This window comes from Rhizobium sp. 268 (genome assembly GCF_036571585.1).
Classification (GTDB): Bacteria; Pseudomonadota; Alphaproteobacteria; order Rhizobiales; family Rhizobiaceae; genus Rhizobium; species Rhizobium redzepovicii.
Genome location: NZ_JAPPSO010000001.1, coordinates 499,354 through 512,376, shown reverse-complemented (window position 1 = coordinate 512,376; position 13,023 = coordinate 499,354). Strand labels below are relative to the sequence as shown.

Annotated in this window: 13 protein-coding genes; 7 read left to right on the top strand and 6 right to left on the bottom strand. The window is 61.4% G+C overall.

Annotation, left to right across the window (positions count from 1 at the left end; all coding sequences use genetic code 11):
• Positions 1 to 34 precede the first annotated feature (34 nt).
• The gene (locus OS035_RS02670) at positions 35 to 1,456 is read right to left on the bottom strand and encodes a DHA2 family efflux MFS transporter permease subunit (protein WP_097623958.1); all 1,422 of its coding nucleotides are present in this window, start codon (positions 1,454 to 1,456) and stop codon (positions 35 to 37) included.
• Between the two features lie 249 nt (positions 1,457 to 1,705).
• Between OS035_RS02670 and OS035_RS02665 the strand changes: the two genes are divergently transcribed.
• The 3 genes from OS035_RS02665 (at position 1,706) to OS035_RS02655 (ending at position 4,946) form a co-directional block, all read left to right on the top strand.
• Positions 1,706 to 2,698: an MBL fold metallo-hydrolase gene (locus OS035_RS02665; RefSeq protein ID WP_331813343.1), complete on the top strand. Its 993-nt coding sequence runs from the start codon at positions 1,706 to 1,708 to the stop codon at positions 2,696 to 2,698.
• Between the two features lie 209 nt (positions 2,699 to 2,907).
• Positions 2,908 to 4,392 (top strand): IMP dehydrogenase, encoded by a 1,485-nt coding sequence (gene guaB, locus OS035_RS02660; protein WP_003588358.1) that lies wholly within the window; start codon positions 2,908 to 2,910, stop codon positions 4,390 to 4,392.
• A 2-nt stretch (positions 4,393 to 4,394) separates the two neighbouring features.
• Positions 4,395 to 4,946, top strand: coding sequence for a hypothetical protein (locus tag OS035_RS02655; RefSeq protein ID WP_097623960.1), 552 nt, complete (start codon positions 4,395 to 4,397; stop codon positions 4,944 to 4,946).
• Positions 4,947 to 4,953: 7 nt separating this feature from the next.
• On the opposite strand, the gene OS035_RS02650 is transcribed toward OS035_RS02655, so the two are convergent.
• The gene (locus tag OS035_RS02650; RefSeq protein WP_097623961.1) at positions 4,954 to 5,871 is read right to left on the bottom strand and encodes a LysR family transcriptional regulator; all 918 of its coding nucleotides are present in this window, start codon (positions 5,869 to 5,871) and stop codon (positions 4,954 to 4,956) included.
• 92 nt (positions 5,872 to 5,963) lie between these two features.
• Between OS035_RS02650 and OS035_RS02645 the strand changes: the two genes are divergently transcribed.
• The 3 genes from OS035_RS02645 (at position 5,964) to OS035_RS02635 (ending at position 8,176) form a co-directional block, all read left to right on the top strand.
• Entirely contained in the window at positions 5,964 to 6,719 is a 756-nt protein-coding gene (locus OS035_RS02645; RefSeq protein ID WP_097623962.1) for an SDR family oxidoreductase, read from the top strand.
• Positions 6,720 to 6,827: 108 nt separating this feature from the next.
• Positions 6,828 to 7,244, top strand: a complete 417-nt coding sequence (locus tag OS035_RS02640; RefSeq protein ID WP_097623963.1) for an MAPEG family protein — start codon at positions 6,828 to 6,830, stop codon at positions 7,242 to 7,244.
• 290 nt (positions 7,245 to 7,534) lie between these two features.
• Positions 7,535 to 8,176, top strand: coding sequence for a TetR family transcriptional regulator (locus OS035_RS02635; RefSeq protein ID WP_331813342.1), 642 nt, complete (start codon positions 7,535 to 7,537; stop codon positions 8,174 to 8,176).
• Positions 8,177 to 8,196: 20 nt separating this feature from the next.
• On the opposite strand, the gene OS035_RS02630 is transcribed toward OS035_RS02635, so the two are convergent.
• On the bottom strand, positions 8,197 to 9,153 hold the full coding sequence (locus tag OS035_RS02630) for a LysR substrate-binding domain-containing protein (protein WP_003588350.1): 957 nt from the start codon (positions 9,151 to 9,153) through the stop codon (positions 8,197 to 8,199).
• Positions 9,154 to 9,357: 204 nt separating this feature from the next.
• On the opposite strand from OS035_RS02630, the gene OS035_RS02625 reads away from it, so the two are divergent.
• The gene (locus OS035_RS02625; RefSeq protein WP_012556688.1) at positions 9,358 to 9,657 is read left to right on the top strand and encodes a DUF1127 domain-containing protein; all 300 of its coding nucleotides are present in this window, start codon (positions 9,358 to 9,360) and stop codon (positions 9,655 to 9,657) included.
• Between the two features lie 88 nt (positions 9,658 to 9,745).
• Here the strand turns inward: OS035_RS02625 and OS035_RS02620 are convergent, their stop codons facing one another.
• The 3 genes from OS035_RS02620 to OS035_RS02610 form a co-directional block, all read right to left on the bottom strand.
• Positions 9,746 to 10,609 carry a DUF937 domain-containing protein gene (locus OS035_RS02620; RefSeq protein WP_331813341.1) on the bottom strand — a complete coding sequence of 288 codons (864 nt, stop codon included), beginning with the start codon at positions 10,607 to 10,609 and terminating at the stop codon, positions 9,746 to 9,748.
• Between the two features lie 147 nt (positions 10,610 to 10,756).
• Positions 10,757 to 12,130 (bottom strand): glutamate--cysteine ligase, encoded by a 1,374-nt coding sequence (locus OS035_RS02615; protein WP_331813340.1) that lies wholly within the window; start codon positions 12,128 to 12,130, stop codon positions 10,757 to 10,759.
• 147 nt (positions 12,131 to 12,277) lie between these two features.
• Positions 12,278 to 13,015, bottom strand: coding sequence for a 16S rRNA (uracil(1498)-N(3))-methyltransferase (locus OS035_RS02610; RefSeq protein ID WP_331813339.1), 738 nt, complete (start codon positions 13,013 to 13,015; stop codon positions 12,278 to 12,280).
• Positions 13,016 to 13,023 lie beyond the last annotated feature (8 nt).

Genomic DNA, 13,023 nt, shown 5'->3' with positions numbered 1-13,023 from the left:
TTTGAGGCGCAAGGGACGTTGTAGCACCTTGAACCTATTTGACCGGCTGCTCGGCTTCAACAGTCGATACTGTCACCACCTTGGAGCGGTGGCCGGAAACCAGTGCGCCGGCATTGCGGTCCATTCTGACGAAGGGAATGGTGGCGATGACGGTCAATCCGGCGATGATATAGAAGGCAAGGTGGAAATCGGCGACCTGCAACGCTTCTCCCCTGATATAGATCGAGCTTTCCAGGATCGCGGCGGCAACCGCGACACCGAGTGCCAGGCTGACCTGCTGCATCACCGAACTCATCGATGTCGCCTGGCTGGCTTCGGCATCGTCGATATCGGCGAAGGCAAGCGCATTCACGCCGGTGAACATGAAGGAGCGCGAGAAGCCGCCGATGAGCAGCACGCCGATGATGACCAGATGCGGCGTTGCCGGCGTGAACAGGCCGGTGACGATGGTCACGAGGGTCGTCACCATCGCGGCGCAAAGCAGCGTCGTGCGGAAGCCGGCAGCGGCGAAGACGCGCTTTGCCATGAACTTGGTGGTGATCGCCCCGATAGCGCCGGCAAAGGTGATCAGGCCGGATTGGAATGGCGTCAGCCCGAAGCCCAGCTGCAGCATCAGCGGCGTCAGGAAGGGCATGGCGCCGACGCAGATGCGAAAGAGCGTGCCGCCGAGGGTCGAGGCCCGGAAGGTCGGGTTCTTGAACAGGTCGAGGTTGAGAATCGGCGCCGGGTGGCGTCTGGCATGGCTAATATAGAGGAAGCCGCAGATGAGGCCGATCGCGGTGGCGGTGACGCCGATGATCGGCGGCAGGGCCGGCAGGCTCACCACCGACAGGCCGAAGACGACGCCCGCGGCCGAAAGCGAGGTGAGCATGAAACCGGTGAAATCAAGCTTCGGCGGCGCCGTCGCCTCGACCTCCGGCAGGAAGATCGTCGCCAGCCAGATGCCGATGATGCCGACCGGCACGTTGATCAGGAAGATCCAGTGCCAGCTGAAATAGGTGGTGATAAAGCCGCCGAGCGGCGGACCGGTGAGCGGGCCGACCAGCGCCGGGATGGTGAGCAGCGCCATGGCCGAGACCAGATCACTGCGCTTCGTCGTGCGCACCAGCACCAGACGGCCGACCGGCGTCATCATCGCTCCGCCCATGCCCTGTAGGAAGCGGGCGAACACGAATTCGACGAGGTTGGACGAGATGGCGCAGAAGATCGAGCCGATGACGAAGACCGAGATGGCAAGGCGGAAGATCTTCTTGGCGCCGAACCTGTCGGCCATCCAGCCGCTGACCGGGATGAACACCGCCAGCGCCACCATATAGGAGGTCAGCGCCAGTTTCAGCGTGATCGGCCCGACATTGAGATCCGCTGCGATCGCCGGCAGCGCGGTTGCTATGACGGTGGAGTCCATCTGCTCCATGAAAAGAGCGACGGCGAGGATCAGCGGCACGATGCGGTTCATAGTCGGGAGGCCTTGGTGGGCTGCAGATGGGAGCTGGGAAGGCCCGTGCTGTTTAGTCCCACATCAGGAGCCTGCCAATCCCCCAATCCGCCTCGGCGACACGTTTGCTTCACGTCTGCGTGAAACGGCTTGTCCGACAACGTCGCGTGTCAAGATTGAGATATGTCTTTTCCGTCGGCAGAAGAAATCCGGCTGGAATCGACATCGGGGGCCGTGCGGCGATGCAGCACGTCATGGAAGGATGGACATATGGCAATTTCGTCGGGAATAAAGCGGCGCACCCTTTTTGCGGCAGGCCTCGGCCTGCTCGTGGCGCCGGTCATTTTGAGAGAGAAGGCCGAAGCGGCCGCGACTGGAGAAAGCAATAAAATGAATTTGACGCCTTTGCCCGAGATCAATCAATTCAAGCTTGGTTCCTATAAGTTCACCGTCGTCCGTGATGGCATCAATGTCTCCGAAAAGCCTTATGAAACCTTCGGGACCAATCAGGCCCCCGAAATAGTTCAGGCGCTGCTGACGGCAAACTTCCTGCCGGCCGACAAATTCGTGAACGGCTATACGCCGGCGCTCATCGATACCGGTTCGGATGTCATCCTCATCGATACCGGCTTTGGCGAAAGCGGCCGCGCACGGGGCGCCGGCCAGCTTACCAAGGGGCTGAAGGCCGCAGGCTATTCGACCGACGACGTCACCCTGGTGGCGCTCACCCATCTGCACGGCGATCATATCGGCGGCCTGATGGAAAACGGCGCGGCGGCCTTCAAAAACGCCCGCTATGTCGTCGGCCAGGCCGAATATGATTTCTGGTCGAACAAGGCACGCGAGGGAACGCCGGCCGAAGGCGGCCACAAGGCGGTGCTTGCCAATGTTGCGCCGCTTGCCGAAAGGACCACCTTCATCAAGGACGGTGACAGTGTCGCGCCCGGCATGACGGCAATGCTGGCGGCCGGCCACTCGCCGGGGCATATGGTCTTCCACGTCGAATCCGAGGGCAAGCGCCTCGTTCTCACCGGCGATACCGCCAATCACTATATCCTGTCGCTGCTGCGACCGGATTGGGAAGTGCGCTTCGACATGGACAAGGCGCAGGCAGCGGCCACCCGCCGCAAGGTCTTCGACATGATCGCGAGCGAGAAGATCGCCTTCCTCGGCTATCACATGCCGTTCCCGGCGGTCGGTTTTGCCGAGAAGCAGGATGGCGGCTATCGCTTCGTGCCGAAGACCTATCAGTTCGACATCTGATCGAGAGCCGTTCGGGGTTTCCCGGAATTGCTCTCTGTGCATGGCACCCATGACGAGCCCGGCGGACACGCCGGGCTTTTTGCTATTTCCTTCCTGTCATAGACGTGTTACCAGCCCTCGCCAACTTCCAAGCAATCCCATGCACACCGCCGGGGCGGACGATTCGTTTCCGGGCCAGGTTGCATTTTCTTAAATGAAGGAATTTGGCCATGGCACGCATCATTGAAACGGCAACCGGCGCGGACGCGCTTACCTTCGACGACGTGCTGCTGCAGCCCGGCCACTCCGAGGTCATGCCCGGCCAGACGAATATCGCGACCCGCATCGCCCGGGATTTTGAACTCAACATCCCGATCCTTTCTTCAGCCATGGATACCGTCACCGAAAGCCGTCTCGCGATCGCCATGGCCCAGGCCGGCGGCCTCGGTGTCATCCACCGCAACCTGACGCCGGTCGAGCAGGCCGAAGAGGTCCGCCAGGTGAAGAAGTTCGAAAGCGGCATGGTCGTCAATCCGGTCACCATCGGTCCGGAGGCAAAGCTTGCCGAAGCACTCGGTCTGATGAAATCACACGGCATTTCCGGTATCCCGGTCGTCGAGAAGTCGGGCCGCCTCGTCGGCATCCTGACCAACCGCGATGTGCGCTTCGCCTCCGATCCGGAGCAGAAGATCCACGAGCTGATGACCAAGGACAATCTGGTCACCGTCAAGGAGAGCGTCGATCAGCAGGAGGCCAAGCGCCTGCTGCATTCGCACCGGATCGAGAAGCTGCTGGTCGTCGATACCGAAGGCCGCTGCGTCGGCCTGATCACCGTCAAGGATATCGAGAAGTCGCAGCTGAACCCGAACGCCTCCAAGGATGCGCAGGGCAGGCTTCGCGCCGCCGCCGCCATCAGCGTCGGCGATGACGGCTTCGAGCGCGCCGAACGGCTGATCGAGGCCGGCGTCGACCTCTTGGTCGTCGATACCGCCCATGGCCACTCGCAGCGCGTCCTCGATGCCGTCACCCGCGTCAAGAAGCTGTCCAACTCGGTGCGCATCATGGCCGGCAACGTCGCCACCTATGACGGCACCAGAGCGCTGATCGATGCGGGTGCGGATGCCGTCAAGGTCGGCATCGGCCCGGGCTCGATCTGCACGACGCGCATCGTCGCCGGCGTCGGCGTTCCCCAGCTTGCCGCCATCATGTCGGCGGTTCAGGCAGCACAGGCTCAGGACGTGCCCGTCATCGCCGATGGCGGCATCAAATTTTCCGGCGATCTTGCCAAGGCGATCGCCGCCGGCGCTTCCGCCGTCATGATCGGCTCGCTGCTGGCCGGCACCGATGAGAGCCCGGGCGAGGTCTATCTCTACCAGGGCCGTTCCTTCAAGGCCTATCGCGGCATGGGCTCCGTCGGCGCCATGGCCCGCGGCTCGGCCGACCGTTATTTCCAGGCTGAGGTGCGCGACACGCTGAAACTCGTGCCGGAGGGTATTGAGGGTCAGGTTCCCTACAAGGGACCGGTCTCGGCCGTCGTCCACCAGCTCGCCGGCGGCCTCAAGGCGGCCATGGGTTATGTCGGCGGCAAGGACCTGAAGGATTTCCAGGAGCGCGCGACCTTCGTGCGCATCTCCGGCGCCGGCCTTCGCGAAAGCCACGCCCATGATGTGACGATCACCCGCGAAAGCCCGAACTATCCGGGCGCCGGTCTCTGATCATGAAGGCGGGCAGCGGGATTCCCCTTTGGATCATCGCGCTGCTCGCAGGCCTCTGCCTTGCCGTGCTCGCCTGGACGACCTTCGGCTTCGTCGTTCCCTTCAAGCATGAAACCGGGCAGGCGGTGCTCGATACATATTTCGCCGGTTACGACGAAGCGGCCGTCTTCCACATGCAGACGCTGCTCGATCAGAACGAGACTGCGGCGAAGCTGCTCAGCGCCATGTATTTCGGGCCGGAACTGATCTTTCCTGCCTTGCTGACGGCGCTGCTATTTCTCGCCTTGCTCAAGCTTGGCCCTCTCGGCGCGTGGTTCGGACGATCGCATCCGCTCGTCGGCCAGGCGATTTATCTGCTGCCCTTCGTCTACGGCATCGCCGACTACGGCGAGAACATCTCGAGCCTTATCGCCTTCGGCGACAGTCCTTCCGCAGGCCTTGCCGCGCAGCTGCTGCCATGGATGACAAGGCTGAAATTCGCCAGCCTCGCCATCTCGTGCATCGTCCTTGTCAGGCTTGCCATCGCCCGTTGGCTGTCGCCAGGCCGGGATTGAAGCGGCGTCAGTTCCTCCTCCGCCAAACCGGATTTGACAGTCTCGCCATCATGAAATCGGCAAGGACCTCGACCTTCGCTGGCCGGCTCCGAGCCGAAGGTGTGACGAAATACAGTGCGCCGGTCGGCAGCGTCCAGTCGGGAAGGATTGGCGTCAATTGGCCGTCGACGAGATAGTCATGCGCGAGAAATTCGGGGAGTTCGATGATCCCGAGGCCCCGTAGCGCCATCGGAACCAATGCTTGCGAGTTGGTGGCCCTGAGAGAGCCGCTTGGTGAAATGACCTCCTCCTTGCCTTCGCTATTGCGCAGGCGCCAGACATCCTGTCGCGCCCTGTAGGCGTACCCGAGGCAATGGTGAGCCGTTAGCTCGCGGGGATGTTCCGGCACGCCGTACTGTTTAAGGTATGCGGGTGCTGCGAGAATGAAGCGATCCACCGGCGCCAGCCTGCGCGCGACCAATGACGAATCCGGTAGTACCGCGATTCGGAGTGCCGCATCGAAGCCGTCTCCCACGATATCGACGACGGCATCGCTCATGTGCAGGTCGATCGAAATCTCCGGAAAGAGCTCGAAAAAGTCAGGCAGGATTGGGGCCAGCCAGCGTGTCCCGAAGTCCATCGGCGCGGCAAGCCTGATGAGCCCCTTCGGTCGGGTGGCAAGCTCCCGGGCGGTGTCCTCTGCCATCTCGGCCTCGGCATAGATCCGTGCGGCGCTTTCGACCAGTCGCAGGCCGAAATCGGTCAAAGCGAGTTGTCGAGAGGTGCGGTTGAAGAGCCTTGCGCCCAACCTCTGCTCAAGACGGCTTACGGCCCGCGAAACCGTCGGCACCGACACGCCGAGCGTCTGCGCAGCCCGAACGAAAGAACGCTCCTCGGCGACCTTTGCGAACATTGCCAGTCCCTCGAAATCGGGAAATTTGTTCATTTCATTCCTGAAACAATGGCTTTCAATTCTTTCTATTCCGAAACGATACCCCCGTCCATATCTCAGCTTCAGTCGAACCAAAGGAGACGACAATGACACAACGATTGAATGCGAAGATTGCGGTTATCACCGGTGCCACTTCCGGCATTGGCCTTGCCGCAGCCAAGCGCTTCGTGGCCGAGGGCGCACGGGTTTTCATCACGGGCCGTCGCAAGGATGTTCTCGATGCAGCAATCGCTGAGATCGGCGGCGGAGTTGTGGGTATTCAGGCTGATTCAGCCAATCTCGCCGACCTCGATCGCGTCTATGAGAAGGTGAAGGCCGAGGCCGGGAGAGTTGACGTGCTCTTCGTCAACGCAGGTGGCGGCTCCATGTTGCCCCTCGGCGAAATCACGGAAGAGCAGTATGACGACACATTCGATCGAAACGTGAAGGGGGTTCTCTTCACGGTACAGAAGGCCTTGCCGCTGCTCTCGCGAGGATCGTCGATCATCTTGACGGGATCAACGGCAGGCTCGACCGGCACACCCGCCTTCAGCGTTTACGCCGCATCGAAAGCCGCCTTGCGCAGCTTTGCGCGCAATTGGATCCTCGACTTGAAGGATCGCGGCATTCGGATCAACACGCTCAGTCCTGGCCCGACGGAAACGACCGGACTGGTCGAATTGGCGGGTAAGGATCCAGCCCAACAGCAGGGCTTGCTCGATGCCCTGGCGGCTCAGGTGCCAATGGGCAGGGTTGGCCGTGCCGAGGAAGTTGCCGCTGCCGCACTCTTCCTCGCCTCGGATGATTCCAGCTTCGTTACCGGGGCCGAACTCTTCGTCGATGGCGGCAGCGCCCAGGTGTAAAGACAATATCGCCTTTGAGGATGCCAGCGGCGAGCCGCCCCTGGCATCCGCTTAACCTTTCCGCTAATGCTCCTCGCGACATGCGAAAGCGGAAAAGGAAGTGCCGAAATGACCGGCTATCAAATCTTTTGGCCACTCCTTGCCCATGTGGCGCTGGTCTACGGTCTTTATGCCCTTCTTGGGCAGCGGCGCGCAAAAATGGTCCGCGCCGGCAACGTCGCGAAATCGGATTACCGCGAAAATCGCGGCGAGCCGGCTGAAAGCCTCGTCGTCAAAAACTGCCTCGCCAATCAGTTCGAACTGCCCGTGCTGTTCTATGCCTGCTGTATTCTTCTCTATGTCACCGAGTCCGATAATGTCGTCGCCGTCGGCCTCGCCTGGCTCTTCGTCGCCCTGCGGTACGCCCATGCCGCCGTCCATGTCACCAGCAACGATCTGCGCTACCGCAGCCCGCTTTTCGCCGCTGGATACCTGGCGTTGGGAGCGATGTGGGTCTGGCTCGCCGCATGGATCGTGATGGGCTGAGGACCGGCGCGAAGCCTCGTCAGGCGCCCGGGTGGACAGCAATTGTCGCTCGTCTCGGGCAGTGGCATGGATATCTCTTCGGTCAAAGAATCCTACAACTATTTCAGGTCTTTCCACCGCTGATCAATTAGCATGATATGATCTAGAGGCCTGATTTCACATGGCTTTGCCGGTCGTTAAAATGCGAGTGTTTTCATTTACGACTGATGAAGACCTGCAATGTCATACCCGCCCGACGCGCTGATTTGGCATGATGCTTACCCCGCGCGAACAATAAGAACGGGAACGACATGGGCGTAGAAAGCATGGATCGGATCGGCTTGCGCAGGAAGCCGAAGCAGGAGCGCAGTATCCAGAGGCTGGACGTCATTCTCGCCGCCGCCGCCAAGATCATTGCCGAAAAGGGCGTCAGCGCCATGCGGATGACGGAACTTGCCGTTGCCGCCAAAGTGCCGATCGGCTCGGTCTACCAGTATTTTCCCGAAAAGGCGGCGATCGTCAAAGCTCTGTTCGACCAGCACGCCGCGGCAATCCAGGCGAAGACGGCGACGATGTTCGCCGACGTTCAGACGCTCGACCAGGCGCTCGACCTCATCTGCGACATCATCGACTGGTATTACGAGTCCTACCATGATGATCCCGTCTATCTCGGCGTCTGGATGGGAACGGAGACCGACCAGGATCTGCTGCAGTTGAACATCGAGCATAGCGGCCGCGTCGCCGGCATCTTTCAGGAGGCCGTGCGCCGGCTGGCGCCCGACCTTTGCGACGAAGAGATGTACGCGCGCACTTACCTGTTCAGCCACCTGATCGGCGCCGTCATCCGGCTTGCTGCCGTCAGCGACAAGGCCCTGGCGCGCCGCATGCTCGATGAGTGGAAACGCGTCATCCGCGCTTCCCTTTTCGCCGCGACCGCGAAGCGCGCCGCCTGACGGTACTCAGCTTCTACCTCTTACCAGCTAGGCACCATATTGGCCGCCTTCAGCCGCGGATAAAGGCGTGCCTGGGCGGATTTGACATCGGCCTCCAGCGTATCGTCGACGACGGCCGGCGTGATGTTGTCGAGGCAGGCGGTGATATGCGCGGTGATCGCATTCATCAGCGAGAGCGAAACGCCCGGGCGCTTCATGATGCCGATCTGCACCGGCGGCAGCGCCGGAAAGCCGTCCGCCTGGCTCAGCACCTTCATGCCGGTTCGCAGCGCCGATTCCGGCATCACCGAGACCGCCATGCCGGCAAGCACGGCGGCGGCAACGACGGTGCAGGACCAGCTGGTGAACAGGATCTGGTGTTCGCGCCCCACCGCATCGAGCGCCGAGCAGGCGAGCTGGCGCCATTGGCAATCGCGCCGGCCGACGGCAAGCGGCACCGGCGCGTCGTCGCGGATCGGATGGTTGGCCGAACCCACCCAGCAGAGCGGCTCGGTTCTTACCACATCGGACATGCGCTCGCGCGGATTGTGGGTGACGAGCGCGATATCGAGTTCGCCCTTGTGCATGCGCTCGGCCAGATCCACCGAGGGCTCGCAGACGATGTAGAGCTCGACATTCGGATGCGTCTTGGCGAAGCGGCCGATGATTTCGGGCATGTAGCGGTCGGCATAATCGTCAGGCGTGCCAATGCGCAGCGTCCCCTCCAGCCTGTTGTCGTCGAAGGCGGCGATCGCCTCATTGTTGAGACGGATGATGCGCCGGGCATAGTTGAGCAGTTTTTCACCCTCGACCGTCAGCCGGTTGCCGCGTCCGTCCTTGATGAACAACTGCTTGCCGATGCGCTCTTCGAGACGGCGCATCTGCATGGAAACGGCCGATTGGGTCTTGTAGACCCTGTCGGCGGCCTTGGTGAAGCTGCCGGAATCGACGATGGCGATGAAAGTCTGCAACTGGTCGAGATCAAGAGGCGCGGACATTGTGTCACCCATAAAGATAGCTGATGATAATCATTAGAAACATTCGTTGGACTGATCAATAGGTCTTTGGCATCTTCGGGATGCAAATCAAGCAAAGTGAAGGACAGACGCCCTGCCTGTCCAAGCAGAATTCAGCCTTATCCCTTCCCGCACGACCTCGCGGGAGGGGTGGGTTGTTGCGTGCCCTCGAGAAAGGAGAGTTCGATGCTTATGACAAACCGGACAACAGAACTCGACTGCGGCAAGCTCGCCCCGACGCTTTTCCAGCGTCTGGTCGCAGGCCTCGCTCCGCTGGTCTCCCTCTTTCGCGGGTTCCGCAATCGCATGGAGATCAACACGCTGCACGATCTGAATGACAGTCAGCTGAGGGATATCGGCCTGAGCAGGGCTGACCTGACCTCTGCGTTTCTGGCCTCGACCTTTTTCGAGGACCCATCGGAACATCTGACGCGCTCGGCGCGCAATCGCTGGCGCCTGCAGCTCTTCCGCTCCTACAACGAATAGGAGCGTCGAGTTTCCCCGCAGGGTGATAGCCAATAGCCCTGCCGCTTGACCCGGAGACCGGCTTTTCCCAAGCCATCTCCGGGTTTTTTTATGCCTTGGTTTCAGGCGGCTTCGGTCGGTAGGTTTCGAAGATCGCTTCCAGGTTTCTCTGGTAGGTCTTCTGCACTTCCAGCCCGCTGTCGAACATGGCGTTCAGGATCTCGGTATAGCTGTCGGCAGTGACCTTCGCCTCTTCCTTCGGCGCCTCTTGCGTCTTGGCAGCCGGTTGCTTGGCCGCCGCCGGCTGCCCAAGCCCGGCCATCATCTCCTGGAAGGCCTTGGCGAAAGGGTTGTCGAGGAAGGGGTTCGGCTGAGGTGCCGGTTCGGCCTTGGGCACCGAAAACATCTGCTGCATCGCCTGTGTGAAGGGATTGTCGAAGATGCTCGGCTGCGCGGCCTTCGGTTTCGGCGCGAAGCCGGTACTCTCAAGCCATTGCTGGATGGTCTCGCCCATCGCCGTATTGACGAAGGGGTTGATCGGCGAAGCCATCTGGCCGGTCGTCTGCTTGAAGAGCCCGCCCATCAGCGTATCGGCCAGCACCGGCAGCATCCGCTTGTAGATATTCTGGCCGATGCCGGTCATCTGTGCGGCCTGGGCGGCGACCGCCCGCGAAACCTCTTTCGAGCCGAAAAGCTGGGCAAGGATATTGTTGCCGTCGGAAATGCCCTCCGGCGTGAAGGCCCGGTTCATATCCTCGAAATAGCGCGCATAATTGCCGGAGGAGACGGCCTGCATCAGCCCGACGAAGTCATAAGGGTTGCTGGTGCTGCGCTTCAGGCCGGCAGAAAAGGCCGGCATCAGCGCCGCCATCGCCTTGGTTGCCTGTTCCTGGGCGAGGTTGAACTGGCGGGCGATCGCTTCCATCGCCGCGCCGTTCTGCGCCTGCATCATCATGTCGAAGAGTGGCAGCATGGAGGTCCCTTTCCCCGAGTCGTGACGCGTGTCACGCCACTATATCCGGAAAAGGAAATGTGCAAACGGCTTTTTGCCATAAGAACTTAAAGCCGTACTGCAAAGCTGCCGGGTGGTTTTCCGAGTTGGCGAAGACCCCGGGCAGGCTCAGTACTGATAATCCTCGAACACCGGTTCGACGGAGCCGTTCCAGCGGCCGTGATAGAGCGAAAGCAGATCCTCGGCGAGCGTCGCCTTCTTGGCGAGCACCTCGTCGAGCGGCGCCAGGAAGATCGTCTCGTCCTGGCCTTCCCGGTTGAGCTTGCCGCGCGCCTTGAGGCCGGCCCTTGAAATGCCGACCACTTCGCGCGCCATGTCGAAGAGCGGATGCCCGCGAAATTCAGCCTTCAGCCCTTGCGCCGGAACGGCATCGCGCAGTGCGCCGATCTCGGCAAAGTTCCAATCTTTCGTCAACTGGTCGGCGGCGTCGAGTGCGGCATCGTCGTAAAGCAGGCCGACCCAGAAGGCCGGCAAGGCACAGATGCGCCGCCACGGGCCGCCGTCGGCGCCGCGCATTTCCAGGAAACGCTTCAGCCGCACGTCGGGGAAAAGCGTCGAAAGATGGTTCGTCCAGTCGCCCATCGTCGGCGCCGGATCGGCGATCTCACCCTTCAATGCGCCATTCATGAACTGGCGGAAAGTGACATGGGTACAGTCGTGATAGCGGCCGTCGCGAACGATGAAGTACATCGGCACATCGAGCGCCCATTCGGCATAGTCGCGGAAACCGAAATCGTCGCGGAAGGTGAAATCGAGCAAGCCCGAGCGCCGGTTGTCGGTATCGCGCCAGATATCGCCGCGCCAGGAGAGCAGCCCGTTCGGCTTGCCCTCGGTGAAGGGCGAGGATGCAAAGAGGGCGGTCGCCAGCGATTGCAGCTTCATCGAAACGCGCATTTTCTTGCGCATGTCGTCTTCAGAGGAAAAATCGAGATTCACCTGGATCGTGCAGGTGCGGTACATCATGTCGAGACCCTGGCTGCCGACCTTCGGCATATAGCGGGTCATGATCTCGTAGCGCGATTTCGGCATGTGCGGGGTTTCCGCATAGGTCCATTTCGGGCTGCCGCCGATGCCGAGGAAGCGAATACCCATCGGCTCGGCGATTTCGCGCAGCGTCGCCAGATGCTGGTTCGATTCCCTGCAGGTTTCGTGGATCGTTTCCAACGGTGCGCCGGAGAGTTCGAACTGGCCGCCGGGCTCGATCGAGATCGCGCCCATGCCGCTCTGCTCGGCAAGCCCGATGATGTTGCCGCCGTCCATGATCGGCTCCCAGCCGCTTTTCGCCTGCAGGCCGGTCAAAAGGGCTGAAATGCTGGCATCGCCGGAATAAGGAACCGGGCTGTTGTCGGCGCGGAAGAAGGCGAATTTCTCGTGTTCGGTGCCGATCCGGAAGCGCTCCCGCGGCTTGTTGCCGGCGGCGATATAATCGGTCAGATCCTGAACCGAAGAGAGCGGTGTCTGGTCGGTGGTGTCACGGGCCATGCGGGGTACCTGTATTCAAAAAGGCGCCCAGGGGGCCGGGCAGCTGGAAGGCTGATTAGGACCCAAGTCACGTATGTTGCAAGTGAAATTCTTTCAATGACGCATCAAAAAAATAGCAGCGATTTCCATGTCCACCCGTTTTTCTCGTCAGCTCCAGTCGCCGATCGCCGCCTGCACCACGGCGAGCGCCGCAACGGCTGCCGTATCGGCCCGCAGGATGCGCGGTCCAAGCGGAATGGCGGTGACGAAATCGAGGCTTCGAAGCCGCGCCCGCTCTTCCTCGGAAAAGCCGCCTTCCGGCCCGACGAGCAGCGCGAGGTGCCTTTCCCGGATCGCCGACAGCACCGGCAGCGGGTTTTGCCCGGCATCGCCCTCGTCGCAATAGATGATGCGCCGCTCTTTCGGCCAGCGGTCGAGCAGGTCGAGAAGCCGCACCGGCTCGGCGACATCGGGAATGCCGAGAACGCCGCATTGCTCCGCCGCCTCGACGACATTGGCACGCAGCTTGTCGAGATTGGTGATCTTACCCTGTACGTGCTGGGTCATGACCGGTTGCAGCAGGCCGGCGCCCATTTCCACGGCCTTCTGCACGAGATAATCCATGCGGCCGACCTTGAGCGGCGCAAAGAGATAATGCAGGTCGCAGGGTGCCGGCTGCGGCCGCGTCTCTTCGATCGCCGTCAGCAGGATGCGTTTGCGGGTGGGGAAGGTGAGGGTGGCCTTCCACTCGCCGTCGCGGCCGTTGAAGAGCAGGACTTCCCCACCTTCTTCCATCCTCAGCACATTGGCGAGATAGTTGAACTGGTCGGCAGTCGCCTCGAGGGCGGCGCCGCCGGAAAGCGGCGCGTCGACGAAAAGCCGTTGCATGCGGAAATTGGCGCGCATTTAGGACC